The sequence below is a fragment of the Sphingobium sp. CFD-1 genome (genome assembly GCF_024611115.1).
Lineage (GTDB): Bacteria > Pseudomonadota > Alphaproteobacteria > Sphingomonadales > Sphingomonadaceae > Sphingobium > Sphingobium baderi_A.
This window is the reverse complement of record NZ_CP084398.1, coordinates 509873-525210: the sequence shown is the minus strand read 5'-3', so window position 1 is coordinate 525210 and position 15338 is coordinate 509873. Positions and strand designations below refer to the sequence as shown.

10 protein-coding genes and 1 tRNA gene are annotated in these 15338 nt (G+C 62.9%); 4 read left to right on the top strand and 7 right to left on the bottom strand.

Translation table 11 applies throughout. The features are described from left to right. Complete coding sequence (locus LDB26_RS02620; RefSeq protein WP_062063819.1) at nucleotides 1-1065, bottom strand: acyltransferase; 1065 nt, start codon at nucleotides 1063-1065, stop codon at nucleotides 1-3. 255 nt (nucleotides 1066-1320) lie between these two features. Between LDB26_RS02620 and LDB26_RS02615 the strand changes: the two genes are divergently transcribed. Next, nucleotides 1321-2979 carry an ATP-binding protein gene (locus tag LDB26_RS02615; RefSeq protein ID WP_257540185.1) on the top strand — a complete coding sequence of 553 codons (1659 nt, stop codon included), beginning with the start codon at nucleotides 1321-1323 and terminating at the stop codon, nucleotides 2977-2979. A 6-nt stretch (nucleotides 2980-2985) separates the two neighbouring features. Here LDB26_RS02615 and LDB26_RS02610 read toward each other — a convergent pair whose 3' ends face one another. The 6 genes from LDB26_RS02610 to LDB26_RS02585 all read right to left on the bottom strand — a co-directional run bounded on the left by LDB26_RS02610 (nucleotide 2986) and on the right by LDB26_RS02585 (nucleotide 12132). After that, complete coding sequence (locus tag LDB26_RS02610) at nucleotides 2986-4443, bottom strand: MATE family efflux transporter (RefSeq protein WP_062063817.1); 1458 nt, start codon at nucleotides 4441-4443, stop codon at nucleotides 2986-2988. Between the two features lie 38 nt (nucleotides 4444-4481). Then, on the bottom strand, nucleotides 4482-7181 hold the full coding sequence (locus LDB26_RS02605; RefSeq protein WP_257540182.1) for a valine--tRNA ligase: 2700 nt from the start codon (nucleotides 7179-7181) through the stop codon (nucleotides 4482-4484). Nucleotides 7182-7285: 104 nt separating this feature from the next. Continuing rightward, a complete protein-coding gene (locus LDB26_RS02600) occupies nucleotides 7286-9325 on the bottom strand; it encodes a S9 family peptidase (protein ID WP_257540180.1) in 2040 nt (679 codons plus the stop codon). 106 nt (nucleotides 9326-9431) lie between these two features. Next, on the bottom strand, nucleotides 9432-9938 hold the full coding sequence (locus LDB26_RS02595; RefSeq protein ID WP_062063811.1) for a DUF2497 domain-containing protein: 507 nt from the start codon (nucleotides 9936-9938) through the stop codon (nucleotides 9432-9434). 66 nt (nucleotides 9939-10004) lie between these two features. Further along, complete coding sequence (locus tag LDB26_RS02590) at nucleotides 10005-11486, bottom strand: TolC family outer membrane protein (protein ID WP_257540178.1); 1482 nt, start codon at nucleotides 11484-11486, stop codon at nucleotides 10005-10007. A gap of 13 nt (nucleotides 11487-11499) precedes the next feature. Continuing rightward, nucleotides 11500-12132, bottom strand: coding sequence for a protein-L-isoaspartate O-methyltransferase (locus LDB26_RS02585; protein WP_062063807.1), 633 nt, complete (start codon nucleotides 12130-12132; stop codon nucleotides 11500-11502). A gap of 192 nt (nucleotides 12133-12324) precedes the next feature. Here LDB26_RS02585 and LDB26_RS02580 point away from each other — a divergent pair. The 3 genes from LDB26_RS02580 (at nucleotide 12325) to LDB26_RS02570 (ending at nucleotide 15312) form a co-directional block, all read left to right on the top strand. Next, a tRNA-Cys gene (locus LDB26_RS02580) sits at nucleotides 12325-12398 on the top strand. Nucleotides 12399-12562: 164 nt separating this feature from the next. Then, a complete protein-coding gene (locus LDB26_RS02575) occupies nucleotides 12563-12667 on the top strand; it encodes an Arm DNA-binding domain-containing protein (RefSeq protein WP_231746424.1) in 105 nt (34 codons plus the stop codon). Between the two features lie 269 nt (nucleotides 12668-12936). Then, nucleotides 12937-15312: a TonB-dependent receptor gene (locus LDB26_RS02570; RefSeq protein WP_062063805.1), complete on the top strand. Its 2376-nt coding sequence runs from the start codon at nucleotides 12937-12939 to the stop codon at nucleotides 15310-15312. Nucleotides 15313-15338 lie beyond the last annotated feature (26 nt).

Below are 15338 nucleotides of genomic sequence, written 5' to 3'. Positions count from 1 at the left end.
TTACGCCTCGCGCAACCGTCCGCCGCTCAGGAACGCGGCAACGCCCGGCGCCATCCGGCTGAGCAGCGTGCCCAGCAAGACCACCGCCGCAAGGACGAGGAACGGCTGCGCGATCAGGTAGACCGGATAGAGGGGCGAACCCAGCTTCCCGAACAACATGCCCAGCAACGGGCCGCCCAGCCAAATCAGGATCAGGTGCACGCAAAACAGCAGAAAGGCATAGGGCTCGATCTTCAGCAGCAAGCCCCGCGCCGGACTGTCGGCCAGTGCCCAGGACAGCCGCCAGAAGAACAGGGCCGCGGCGATCCGCACCGCCATGTCGAGCGTCGCGCCCGGCACCCCGGACGGATCGGGACCGGGGGGCAGGATCAGCAGGAGCTGAAACGACATGAGCAGGAGGAAGGGCGCGGCGGCCACCGCAAAAGGCAGCGCCGCCGTCCGGTCCGCCAGCGTTCCGCGCCGCGCCAGCATGCCGATGACGAAAAAGAACAGGATCGACGGCCGCATCAGCACGGGCGGCCCCAGCCCGCTGATCTGGCAGGCGAGCGCCATGCCCGCCACCGTCACCAGCAACCAGCCCGGCAATCGCACCAGCAGGGGTGCCGCCAGCATGCACAGGAAGAGATCGCGCAGGAAAGGCATCTGCACATTGATGTCGGGATTGCGGCTGACGATGAAGAGTTCCTGCACGATCCATTCCGCCGAATGCGGCACGGGCGCGAGCATGTGGAACAGGAATGCCGCGCCGGACACCAATAGGATGCCCAGCGCATTCCATGTCAGCATGGGCAGCAATATGGTTTGCGCCTTGCGGCCGATATGGCTGCTCCAGTCCCGCGTACGGGACGAACCGCTCACCAGCCAGCCGGAAATCAGCCCGAGCAAGGGTACGGCGCTATGGCCGAAAATCTCCATAAGCACCCAGCGGAGGCTTTCCTGCGGCGTGCCGCGAAGCTGCGCCAGATCAGCGCCGCTCAGCCCCGTCCAGGCATGCACATAGACCACACCCAATATGCACAGGACGCGGGCAATGGAGATGGCATCCGACTGGCGCGCGGGGTTCATCGTCAATCTTGTCTGCACGCAAGCTCCGGATCGTTACGCATGTTCAATGCCCCGACTTGATTCATGTTCCTCCGCCCGTCCCGCTTCCAATCCGATCCAAAACGGACCTTCGACAAGCCGCGCTTAACCTATTGCGCGTCATCATGCGCCCATTTCCGCACATTCTGCGCTGCATAAGCCTATTTTTACCAATCGGCGCTAGCGTCCTCCTGTTTGCCGGAAGATGAACCGGCCATGGGGGGATGGGAAATAATCATGAACTACATGTCAGACGCAGTTCATTTCAAACCGGCCGCCGCGCCTGTGCCCCTCTCCCTCGTCGGACCGATCGGAATCGTGTTCGAAACGGCCGGATCAAGCTCCAAAATCATCCTCGACGCCGTTCGCCTGGAACAGTTGGGCGAACATGACGATCCCTGCATCGCAACTGCGGGGCAGGTCGGCAGCCAGGTGAAGATGCGCGTCGGCCAGAGCTGGCTGATCGCCAGCATCCGCGCCATGGCGCTGGATCGCGCCAATGATGGCACCATCATCGCCGACATCGACTTTCTGGGCGAGGGCGAGGAAGAACCGGTCACCCGCTGCATCCACCATTTCCGTCGCGGCGTGACCCGCTACCCCCGGCCTGGCGCAGAAATCCATCCGGTTTCCAGCGAAGATATGCGGCAAATCTACGCCGCCGACGACAAGCCGCATGTGCAGATCGGCACGGTCTATCCCACCGCAGACACGCGCGCCGCGCTATATGTCGATTCGATGCTGGGCAAGCATTTCGCGCTGCTGGGTTCCACCGGCACCGGCAAGTCGACCAGCGCCGCACTGATCCTTCACCGTATCTGCGACCTTTCGCCGCAGGGCCATATCGTCATGATCGATCCCCATGGCGAATATGGCGCCGCCTTTGCCCGCAACGGCGCCGTGTTCGATGTCAACAATCTGGCGCTGCCCTATTGGCTCATGAATTTCGAAGAGCATTGCGAGGTGTTCGTGACGTCGCAGGGGTCCGAGCGGACGGTGGACAGCGACATCCTCGCCAAATGCCTGCTCGCCGCGCGCTCGAAGAACCGGCTTGCCGAAAGCATCGGTCGCCTGACGGTCGATTCCCCCATCCCCTATCTGCTGTCGGACCTCACCAACATCCTGCAGAATGAAATGGGCAAGCTGGAAAAGGGCACCGGCACCCTGCCCTATATGCGGCTCAAGACCAAGATCGACGAAATCCGGTCGGACCCGCGCTATTCCTTCATGTTCTCGGGCATGCTGGTGGCGGACACCATGCAGGACTTCCTCGCGAAGATTTTCCGCCTGCCTTCCGGCGGCAAGCCGATCTCCATCATCGACGTGTCGGCCATGCCCTCCGACATCACATCCGTCGTCGTGTCGGTGTTGTCGCGACTGGTGTTCGACTATGCGCTCTGGGCGCGGGATGAGCCCCAGCGGCCCATCCTCCTCGTCTGCGAGGAAGCGCATCGATACATCCCCAGCACCACGGCGGGATCGGGTCAGGCCGTCCGCCGCATACTGGAGCGGATCGCCAAGGAAGGCCGCAAATATGGCGTGTCGCTGGGCCTTATCACGCAGCGCCCATCAGACCTGGCCGAAGGCGTGCTTTCGCAGTGCGGCACGATCATTTCGATGCGCCTCAACAATGATCGCGACCAGGCATTCGTGAAGGCCGCCATGCCGGAGGGCGCGCGCGGTTTCCTCGATTCGATCCCTGCGCTCCGCAATCGCGAGGCGATCATCTGTGGCGAAGGCGTCGCCGTACCGATCCGCGTCGCGCTCGACACGCTGGAGGAGGAGCGGCGGCCCGCTTCAGGCGACCCCAGTTTCACGGAACAATGGCGCGAAACGGGCGGCGAGGCCGACATTCTCGACCGCACCATCACACGCTGGCGCTCTCAGGGACGCTGACCAGCCTTATCCGGCTGGCGCGATGCGTCCGGCCGGTTCACTTTCGGCATGGACGGATTCGCGGCATTCCTCTTCGTGCAGCGGCACGATCAGCTTGGCCTTGCGCCATCCCCCGTGCAGGTAGACGGCGGCCGCCAGCGCCAGCGCCACGCTCGATCCCACCGGGAAACTGTACCACAGCGCATTCGCGCCGATATGCGGATAGGCCCAATAATAGAAGCCCAGCCGAACACCGAACAGGGTGAAGATCAGGATCAGCAGCGGACGCACCACCACGCCATTGGCGCGCATCACGCCGAACAGGATCATGACCAGCCCGAACAGCATGAAGCTCCAGCTCGCGCGAAGCTGCATCTCCCATGCGGCAGCGCTGGCAGCTTCGTTACTGCCGAGGAACAGGGCCAGCAAGGGTTCGTGGAACAGCAGAATCACGGCAATCATCGCGCCGGTGATCGCAAGCAGATAGAGTATGCCGTAACCGGCGATCCGGCCGATCCTGTCCCACCGTCCCGCGCCGATATTCTGCGCCGCCATGGCGCTGACCGCCGCGCCTATGGCCATGGCGGGCATCTGGAGATAGGTCCAGATCTGCTGGGCCGCGCCATAGGCCGCGGTGATGAGGAACCCTTCGCGATTGACGAGACCGATCATCACGAGGCCGGAGGCGGACATGACGATCATCTGCAATCCCATGGGCAGCCCCTTGCCCAGCATCACCCGCACTTCCGCCCACGCCGGACGCAGATAGGCGATTTCGCGCCCCTTCAGACACAACGGCAAGTCCTTGGCATAGCTATAGCAGACAAGACCGATCAGGCTGGCAAAGCCCGCAATCGCCGTGGCCGCAGCCGATCCGCCGATGCCCAGCGCCGGAATCGGCCCCAGCCCCAGAATCAGCACGGGATTGAGCACCAGGTCGATAGCCACGCTGACGATCATGAAGATCAGCGGCGTGCGCGCATCACCCGTGCCCCGCAAGCCCATCATCATCATGACGCTGAGCAATGTCGCCGGCATCGCCACGAAGATGACGCGAAGATAGATGAGGGCGAGGTCAAACGCCTCCGGCGGCGTTGCGAGCAGGCGCAGCAAGGCGGGGCCGCCAAGCCACCCGCCGACCGCAACCACCATCGCCAGCACGAAGCAGAAGCCGATCGCCGATCCGAAGGCTCGCCGCGCCGCGTCCATATTGCCCGCACCCATGGCCTGCGCGACCATCACCGTGGAGGCCATGCCAAAGCCAAACACCACGGAGAACATCAGGAACATGATGATGTTCGCATTGGCCGTCGCCGCCAGCGCCTGCGCGCCCAGGAAGCGGCCGACCCAGATAGCGTTGATCGATCCGTTCAGCGACTGGAGCACGTTGGAGGCGAGCGTCGGAATGGCGAACAACAACAGGGTCGATGCTATCGGTCCCCGAATCAGGTCTTTGCCGCCCTTGCCCGCGGTTGCTGCCGCCATCCTGTCATCCCCTCTTTTATAACGGCGGGCCAGCTCGGTCAGCCGAGCCGTTCCAGTGCCGCTTTCAGCTTTTCCGCTTCGGCGCTTTTTTCCGCATGATCTTCGCGCGCCTTGGCGACGGCTTCGGGCTTTGCCTTTTCGACGAAACTCGCATTGCCAAGCCGCCCTGCCAGCGAGTTGCGCTCTTTTTCCACTGCCTCAAGCGCCTTGGCAAGGCGCGCCTTTTCCGCCGCAATGTCGATCACGCCTTCCAGCGGAAGGATGAAGGTCGCCTCGTCGACCACGATCTGCGCCGCGCCGCCCTCGACGGCATCGCCGAAGGACAGGCTTTCCACCCGTGCCAGCCGCGCCAATGCCGCGCCCTGCCGGTCGAGCCGCCGCCGCGTTTCTTCCGAAGCATCGCGCACCAGCGCTTTCATCTTCGCGCCGGGTGGCACGTTGAGTTCGGTCCGCGCCGCACGAATGGCGCTCACCAACCGGATCAGCCAGTCGATCTCCGCCTGCGCCTCGCCGTCCACGGCGTGAAGCGCCTGCGGCCATTGGGCGACGATCAGGTCATTCTGACGGGCGCCCATCGCATGCCATAACTCTTCGGTAATGAAGGGCATGAAGGGGTGCAGCATGACGAGGATCTGGTCGAAAGCCCAGCCCGCGACGGCGCGGGTTTCCTCATCCATCTGGCCTTTGGAAAGTTCGATATACCAGTCACAGAACTGGTCCCAGATGAAGTGGTAGATGGCGTTTGCCGCCGCGTCGAAGCGCAGTTCCTTCATCGCGGTGTCGATCGCCTGCACCGTCGCAACCGTCTCCGCGACAATCCAGCGATTGACCGGCGCCTGCGCCGACGGCGCTTCATGGCTGGCGGATGCGACCACGCCATTGGCTTGCAGGAAGCGGGCGGCGTTCCACAGCTTCGTCGCGAAGTTGCGATAACCCTCAACGCGCTTCTCATCCATTTTCACGTCGCGGCCCTGGCTTTCCATCGCCGCCATGAAGAAGCGCAGCGCGTCCGCGCCGAACGTGTCGATCAAACCGAGCGGATCGACGACATTGCCCTTGGACTTGGACATTTTCTGCCCGTCCGCGGCGCGCACCAGTCCATGCAGATAAAGCTTGCGCCATGGCACGTCGCCCATGAACTCCAGCCCCTGCATCGCCATGCGCGCATCCCAGAAGAAGAGGATGTCGAAGCCCGAAATCAGCAGGTCGTTGGGATAATGCCTGGCGAGCGTTTCGGTCTGTTCAGGCCAGCCCAGCGTGCCGAAAGGCCAGAGCGCGGAGGAAAACCATGTGTCGAGCACGTCGGGATCGCGGGCCAGTTTCTTGTTGCCCGCAAGAGTTTGCGCCTCTTCCTCCGTCTCGGCGACGTAGGGATTGCCGTCCCCGTCATACCATGCCGGAATCTGGTGCCCCCACCAGAGCTGGCGGGAGACGCACCAGGGCTGGATGTTTTCCATCCAGTTGAAGAAGGTTTTTTCCCACGTCCTGGGAACGATCTCGATCCGCCCGTCGCGCACCGCCTGCATCGGCGCGACGGCGAGCTTTTCGGCGTCGACATACCATTGGTCAGTCAGCCACGGTTCGATCACCACGCCCGAACGGTCGCCATAGGGCGTCTGGATCGTGCGCGGTTCGAAGTCGGCCTCTTGCGGTTCGCCGTCCTTGTTCTTCGTGACATGCGGCACCAGCAGGCCCAGCCCCTTCATCTCCGCGACCACCAGTTCGCGCGCGCCGTCGACGCCATCCCTGCGGAAACGGTGCAGGCCAAGGAAGCGATCCGGGATCAGGCCGTCCGCCGTCTGGATCACATTGGCGTCGGCATCGAACATGTTGAGCATGTCGGCGGCCTTCATCCCCGCGCGCTTGCCAACCTCGAAATCGTTGAAGTCATGGCCGGGCGTGATCTTGACCGCACCAGATCCCAGTTCCGGGTCGGCATGGTCGTCCGCCACCACCCTGAAGCGGCGGCCGGTGATGGGTTGGAGAATGTCCTTGCCGATCACATCCTTGTAGCGCGGATCGTCGGGATGCACGGCCACCGCCATGTCGGCCAGCATCGTTTCCGGGCGGGTGGTGGCGACAACGATATGATCCGACCCATCGGCCAGCGTCACTCCGTCCGCCAGCGGGTATCTGAACCGCCAGAAGCCGCCATTCGTCTCCTTCGTCTCGACCTCGAGGTCGGAGATGGCGGAGCGGAAATGCGGGTCCCAGTTCACCAGCCGCTTGTCGCGATAGAGCAGGCCCCGCTTGTGCAGTTCCACGAACGTCTTGATGACGGCCCGCGAAAAGCCCTCATCCATGGTGAAGCGCTCATTCGCCCAATCCATCGAGCAGCCCAGCCGCCGAAGCTGGCCGGTGATCGCGCCGCCGCTCTCCGCCTTCCACTCCCACACCTTCGCGACGAAATCCTCGCGGGTGAAGTCGGTGCGCTTGCTCCCGGCGGCGTTCAATTGCCGCTCCACCACCATCTGCGTCGCAATGCCCGCATGGTCGGTCCCCACGACCCACAGCGCATCCTTGCCGCGCAGCCGCTCGTAACGGATCACGATGTCCTGCAACGTATTGTCGAGCGCATGGCCGATATGCAGGCTGCCGGTCACGTTCGGCGGCGGATTCACGATGGTGAAGGGTTCTGCGTCGGGCCGTTCCGGGCGGAACAGGCCATTGCTCTCCCAATGGGCATACCAGCGGGATTCGATTGCGGCGGGGTCGAAGGTCTTAGGCAGTTCAGTCATGGGAAGGCGCCTTAGAGCATCACGCGAAAAAGTGGGAACCGGTTTTTCGCTTTACGCGATGCGGCAATCAAAAAAACGCCCTCCCTTTACCATTCAAGCCTTCTTTACTTGCGCGTCCACTTGTCCAGCCAGGACAGCGCCTCGTCATACCATTGCAGTGAATTGCGGGGCTTGAGCACCCAGTGATTTTCGTCCGGGAACACCAGCAGCTTCGACGGCACACCGCGCCGCTGGAGCGCGGTGAAGGCCGCCAGTCCCTGCGTATAGGGGATGCGGAAGTCCTTTTCGCCGGTCACGACCAGCATCGGCGTTTTCCATGCGGCCACATGATTGACCGGGTTCCACTTCTCGAACTCTTCGGGCTTTTCATAATAGGGGCCGCCATGTTCCCATTCATCGAACCACAGCTCCTCGGTTTCATAGGCCATGGCGCGGGCGTCGAACACGCCGTCATGCTGGACGAGGCATTTGAAGCCGTCCGGCCAGATGCCCGCGATCCAGTTCATCATATAGCCGCCATAGCTGGCCCCCAGCGCGCAGGCATTGCCCGCATCGACATGGGCATCCTTTGCCGCTGCCGCCGCCAGCCCCAGCTTCAGGTCTTCCAGCGGCTTTCCGCCCCAATCCTTGTTGATGCTGTCGGTGAAGGCCTGGCCATAACCCGTGCTCCCATGGAAATCGACGATGACGGCGGCATAGCCATGAGCCGCGAAAGCCTTGGGATTCCAGCGATAGGACCAGCTATCGTTGAAGCTCCCCTGCGGCCCGCCATGGACCAGGAAAGCGACCGGCAGCTTGCCCGCAGCCCCCTTGGGCTTCACGATCTGGCCCCAGACGGTATCGCCATTCGCGCCCTTGAAGTTGAACCGCTGGACCGACACATCATCGACGCCCGCCAGCTTGCCGGCGTTGACGCTGGTCAGGCGCACAGCCTTGCCCTTGGCCGGCATCTTCCAGAAATCGGCCGGCGACTGGATGCTGTCGAGCGCATAAACGAAGCCGCCATCGGGCAGCGGCGTCACGCTGCCGACATGGCCCGCCTGCGTCAGGCGCGCAACCTTTCCGGAGGCGACATCGACGCGAAAGACGGGATGATCCAGCACATCGTCAGCGGTGACGAGGATGCCCTTGCCATCCGCCTCCCACGCGATCGTCGCCACGGAGCGATCCCATGCTTCGGTCAGCGCCTTCGTCTCGCCGGTCGCAATGTTGCGGAGCATCAGCACCAGCCGGTCAGCCTCATAGCCCGGACGCTTCATCGCCGCATAGGCCAGCCACTGACCGTCGGGCGACACCGCAGGCATGGTGTCGGTCGCGTCATTGGCGTCGGTCAGGTTGATCGGAACGGCGCTGCCATCCGCCGGGGCGGCGAAAATATCGAGGTTGGTGGAAAGCGGTTCGATCCGCCCTGCTTCCCGCAGGGTGAAGAACAACGTCTTGCCATCCCTGCTCCACGCAATTTCTTCCGCTCCGCCAAAGGGCTTGGACGGGCTATCCCCGACAAGGCCACCCATCACAGACACTGCCTTGCCGCCCGGCTGCCCGCCCGACAGGGGCATGACGAAGATCCGTGACCGCTGGCCGTCCGCCCATGTGTCCCAATGGCGCACGAACAGTTGCTCATAGACGCGGCCCGTTCCCGCGCTCGGCGGACTGGCGGGCTTTACATCGTCCAGCACCTTCGCGCCCACCGGCCGGTCGGCCCAAAGCGCCACTTTCTGCCCATCGGGGCTGAGCAGATAGCCGGAAACACCGCCTGGCGCCCGGCTGACCTGCTCCGGCTGTCCGCCAGCAAGGGCCACGCGCCAGAGTTGATCGTCACCGCTGGCGTTCGAAACGAAATAGAGCGATGCGCCATCCGCCGAGAAGGCAGGTGAAGCCTCATTTTTGTCCGGGTTCGACGCGATCATTTTCGGCGCCTGCCCCTTGCGGCTGATGTCCAGCAGATACAGGTCCGTGCGTCCCCGATTACCCGACAAATCAGTGACGCGAAGCTGATAGGCCAGCCATTTGCCGTCGGGCGACGCCACCGGCGCGGAAATGCGGTTGAGACCGACCATGTCGCTCGGCGTAAAGGGCCGCGCGACCGCTGGAGCCTGCGACAATAGCAGGACAGCCAGTCCGGCAAGCAATATATGTTTCATGAATGGTCCCTTGCTATCGGACGGCGCGGGCTTTCATCCGTGCCGCCATGATGGAAGGGTATTAGGCCGACAATACAGCGTCGGCAAGAACCGGAGAGCCGCCTGCTCAGCGTCCGGTGATGCGCTGGATTTCCTTCGCCACCATATCCTCGACCAGCGCGGGCAGGCGGGCATCCAGCCAGTCCTTCAGCATGGGCCGCAACATAGTCCGGACCAGCCCCTCCAGCGTATTGTCGCCGCCATCCTTGGGCGTCACCAGCATGGAGGACAGCGCCGAGAGCGAATGGCGTGCGGCAACCTCGCTTTCAACCGACAGGATGCCGTCGCTTCCCGCCGCTTCCGGCCCGGCAGCGGCGGCAGATTTGGAAACGGGCATGGGTTCATCCTCCATCCCGACCTCATCGGTCAGTTCCAGCACTTCCTCTATAGCGGGCTCTATAGCGGATTCAACCGCCGGAGCGGGCACGCCCAACTCCACCGGGGCCTTCGCCGATTCGCCACGACCGCGGCGCGGCGCGGCCTGCTGCACGGCCTCCTCGCCTTCCTCGGCGATGATGCGCTTGATGGATGAGAGGATCTCTTCCATCGAGGGTTCCTTGCTCATGTCACCCATGGACGTTCCCTAACGGCTTGTTTCAGCCCTGCCCGTTCTCAAGACCGCGCAAATAATCCCGCCAGCTCAAGGCTGTGCGGCTCCAGCCTCCACATTGGCGTTTTGTGCGGGCGTGTCAACGGTGCGCGTCGCCTGCGGGGTGGGCGCGCGATCATAGTCCCAATCGAACCATTTGCCCTTCACACGGTCATAATTGACCATGGGATCATAGAGCGTCCCGCCTTCCAGCCCCAGGTCGCGCGCTTCGGCATGACCCATAGCGGCCAGCAGGCTGAAGCCCGCGACATAGGCATTGCGGCGCGCGGACACCAGTTCCACGCGGGCGTTCAGCGATTCCTGCTCGGCATTGAGGATGTCGAGGATCGTCCGGCTGCCGACCGAATTTTCCGCCCGCACGCCTTCCAGCGACAGGCTGGCGGCGTCCACCGCTTTCTGGCTGGATGCGATGGTCTGGAGCGACGCCTGCCAGCTGGCGTAAGAAGCACGCGTCTGCGCGATAACGCCGCGTTCGACCTCGATCTGCTGCTCCATCGCCTGCGATTCGAATGCCTGGCTCTGCCGCACCCGCGCACCCGGCCCGCCGCCCTGATAAAGTGGGATGTTGAGTTGAACGCCCGCAGCGGCCTGCTTGTTGATCTGCGGCCCGGCACCGATCTCGCCATTCGCCCCCCCATTGGGCAGCGTGTCCAGATAATTGGTGTAACCCGCCTGCGTGAAGGCCGACAGGCGCGGCGATGTGCCCGCCTTGGCCACCTTCACATCATAGCGCGCGGCGTCGCTGGCCTTTTTCGCGGCAAGAATGTCGGGATTATCGTTGAGCGCCACCTGCACCGCCGCGGCAGGCGAATCCGGCAGCCCCGGCAAGGCAGGCGGCGGCTCCAGATTGTCCGGGGCTTCCCCCACCAGCGCGACATAATTTTCCCGGCTGGTGATCAGATTCGCTTCGGCCGTCTGCAAATCGGATCGGGCCAGCGCCAGACGCGATTCGGACTGCGCGACATCGGTGCGCGTTACGTCCCCGACCTCGAACCGGTCGTTCGTCGCCTGAAGATTGACTTCCAGCACATTCACATTGGCGCGGTTCAGCGACACGATCGCGCCGTCGCGGATCACGTCCATATAAGCGGCGACCACCTGGGAAAAGATGCTGGCTTCCGTACCTCGCAGGTTCGCCTGCCCGGCCTCGACCCGGACCTTCGCAGCCTTGACGCCGTTGCGGACGGCGCCGCCCGAATAGATCGGCACGCTCAGTTGCGCGTTGGCGTCAATCGTCCGCTGGGGCGAGGTGAAGCTGATCGTCGGCTTCAATATGCTTTCGGAATAGCTGCCTGTCGCATCCAGCGCGGGCCGCCCGGCCGCCTTCTGGATCGGCACATTCTCATCTGTCGCCCGCTGCCCCGCTCGCGCGCCGGTCAGCGTCGGGTTGGAGCGATAGGCCTTGACGAGCGCGCCCTGCAGCGTCTCGCCCCAGGCCTGACCCGTCATTGCGGAAGAAACCAGCAAGGCCGTGGCGGCGCAGAGCCGGAGGGAATGTCGCCTTGCCGTCATCTATTCCCGTCTTTCAGAAGGTGAAACGCTCCGGCGCAGCAAAGCCCGGCAGCACCACCATTTCGATATCCGCCAGCCGCGAAAGCCCCAGCGTACCCGCCACGACGCGACCGCTACACAAACGCGTGACGCCGCGCTCGACAAGGCCGGTCACGACTCTCCCGCTTTCGGCAAGCTGGGCAACAAGCGCCGCCGGCACATCCTGCACCGCCCCGTCGATGAACAGCACGTCATAGGGCGCACCCCGCGCCGCTCCCGCATGGAGGGGACCGCGCACGACAGTCACGCCCTGCACCGTGATCTCCGGCCCGCCTTCTTCCTCGACGGCGGTGACGAGAGCGCCCAATCCGGCCAGCAGCGCCGCGCTATAGCCCGTGGCCGCACCGATCAGCAGCACCTTATCACCCGGCTCGACCTGGGCTTCCTTGAGCAGCCGGCCCGTCACCAGCGGAGGATTGAGCGCGCGGCCACCCGACAGCGGCACGGGCCGGTCGATATAGGCCATGGCGCGACGCTCCACAGGCAGAAAATCTTCCCGCGGCACCCGGGCCATCACGGCGATCACGCGCTGGTCATCCACATCGCTGGTGCGAAGCTGGCTTTCGACCATGGCGGCCCGCATTGATGAAAAATTCTGCTCGGTCACGACAGTTCCTCGCTTGGCACAACTGTATTGACAATGCAATACAGCAAGACGTTCACCGGACCTCTAAATCAGCACAGAGCCCACGCCAAGCAGCTTTACGCGATGCCAGGCCAGATTCTTGCATCCCATGACCGCGAGCGCGCTTGACTTTGCTCCCAAAGCCGCACATTTGCGGCCTCCACCACTTGGGATGGCCCGATGGCGGAGTGGTTACGCAGAGGACTGCAAATCCTTGCACGCCGGTTCGATTCCGGCTCGGGCCTCCATAAACCTGTCAGCCCACGCATGCTGATGGTAAAAAATTCTTTATTTCCATTATCATAATGTCATCCTCTGGTTGTCAGTGATGGCCTCTGTTTGCTTATAGCCGCGGATGATGGAGGCCTTTTTTGGGGGCCTCGCGAGGCCCCTGTAGAAGCGAGGCTCCCGAATGGTGCTGACCGACATCGCAATCCAAAACGCCAAGCCCAAGGAAAAGCCCTACAAGGCCACGGACGCGCAGGGGCTTTTCTTCTGGCTTTTAGTGATGGCATGAAGGCGTAGCTCGTGCATGACGTCCTCTCTCTGTGATGGGAAGTTATCGCCTTCCCCGCCCGAATATCTGAAAAATATACCAAATCTCACTACGCCCTGATGATCGGAACCTCGACGCGCTGAAAGCATGCTTTCCCTTGCCGCCTGTCTCAAAAGCTCCGCCAAACAGTCGCAAATCGGCAATTGATCCGTCGCGCAGCCGAAACATCGCTTCCCTAAGGGACACGGCAAGACCCGCCGAAACAGGCAGGTTCGATCCAAGGGGAAATCATGATCAGCATACGCGCACGGATGGCCGCCACGGCCTCCAGCTTCATTTTCGCTGCCTTGAGCACAATGCCCGCATTGGCGGCCGAACCCGTCGCACCCGATGCGGCTCTGGATGGCGGCGGTCTTCGGGAGATCGTCGTCACGGCCCAGAAACGTCCCGAAAATCTCCAGGCCACGCCGATCTCGATCTCGGTGATGGGAAGCGACGACCTCACCAATCGCCATGTCACATCGCTCGTCGACCTGGGCGACGGCGCCATTCCGTCCTTGAAGATCGCACCCTTTTACTCGCGTAATTCGGCGCTGATCGTGAACATTCGCGGTATCGGCGTTCTGTCGGACGGCAACCAGCCCGCCCGCGATCAGGGCGTGGGCGTCTATATCGATGGCGTCTATCTGGGCCGCGCTCAGGGTCTGGGCACCGCCCTGTTCGACATCGAGAATATCGAAGTCCTGAAAGGACCGCAGGGCACCCTGTTCGGCCGCAATACCGAAGGCGGCGCCGTCAATATCGTCACGAAAAAGCCGACCGGCGAATTGCACATGAACGCCACCGGCGGCATCGGCAATTTCGGCATGTACAAGGGCGAGGTGCATCTGGACCTGCCGTCGTTCAACAATATCGCGCTCAAGATCGACGGCGTGGTGGCCCATCGCAACCCGCTGGTGAAAAACCCGCTCGCGGGCGCCGAAGGCTTCAACCAGTATGACAAGCGCGGTCTGCATGTCGAAGCCCTTTGGAAGCCGTCGTCCGACTTCAGCGCCGACTACAGCTTCGACATTTCAAAGGACGAGTCGACCTCGCTCTATCTGAATATGATCCGGCCCGGCACCAACGTACTGGCCGACGCCGCCACGGTCCAGCCGGATCGCGTCCGCACCGCCAATGTGGGTGTGACGCAATTGCCGAGCGTCGGCCGGGTGCATGGCCATCGCCTGACGCTGGAATGGGACACCGCGCCCGAACTCACGCTCAAGTCGATCACCTCCTACCGCAAGCTTGAGCAGAGCCAGTTCGACAACGGCTCCGCCGCGACGGCGATGTCGACCCCTGCGTCCGCGCTGAACCCCGCCACCGGCTTTACCGGTTTCCAGTTCGCCCGCGCCAGCCTCGCCGGTTTCTGGCAAAACCAGTGGAGCCAGGAAATCCAGGCCATCGGCGATATCGGCCGCGTGAAATTCGTCGCAGGCGCGCTCTATTATCGCGAGCGCGTGCGTGACAATGCACAGGCCTACAACACCAACATGTTCACCAATGCCGAAGGATCGGCCTATACCATCCTCTCGCTCGATCCGGCTGCCCAGCGGATCGACCGGTCCAGCCATGTCACGACAAAGAGCATCGGCGCCTTCGGTCAGGCGACATGGACGCCCGACATTCTCGACGACGCCGTGCATCTCACCGGCGGCCTGCGCTGGACCAAGGACAGCAAGCACGGCGCGCTGGAGATTGTGAACGGCGCGCTGCCGGTCGACCGGAACGGCGTGGCGGGCGAAATCGGGCTGGACGCCAGCTGGTCGCGCGTCGATCCGATGGTCAATCTTTCGATCGACCTGACGAAGGATGTTCATGTCTACGGCAAATGGTCCACCGGCTATAAGTCTGGCGGCGCCAACTCCCGATCACAGGAATATGATCCGTTCAACCCGGAGTCGGTTTCGATCTTCGAAATCGGCGCGAAGACCGAGTTTTTTGACAATCATGCGCGCTTCAACATCGCTGCCTATGCCGGCACCTACAAGAATATCCAGGTAGACTTCAGCCGCCCCTATGAAACGGGCGGCGTGCGACAGACGCGCACGACGCTGTCCACGGTGAACGCACCGGGCAAGGGCGGCCTGCACGGCGTGGAAGCGGAACTGACCGTCAACCCGCTGGAGGGTCTGACGCTGTCCGCCGCCTATTCCTATCAATATGTCCGCATCCCCGCGACCGTGAACCCCTACCCCAATGCGCTGGGCGTCATCAGCACCGTCGCGGTGCCGATCTACCAGACCTACACGCCCAAGCATTCGGCGAGCGGCTCGATCGACTATGAATTGCCATTCAATGGCTTCACCATCCGGGCGCATCTGGACGGCAATTATGATGGCGGCTTCTATTCCAACGCGACCGATCCCGTCTATGTCGGCCCGGATAATGCAGCGAACATCTACCAGCCGCGCACCGAAAAAGCGTTCATCGTCAACGGTCGCCTCGCCATCGCGGATGTGGACATGGGCAGCATGGACGCCAGGATGAGCTTCGCGCTGTGGGCCCGCAACCTCTTCAACGAACAGCATCTGTTCTACAAATCGCTTAGCCCTACTTCCGGCCTGAGTGGCTTCTTCAATGAGCCGCGCACTTTCGGCGGCGAAATCAATCTGCGTTTCTGACCGGATGGGAACGATGGCGGCGACGC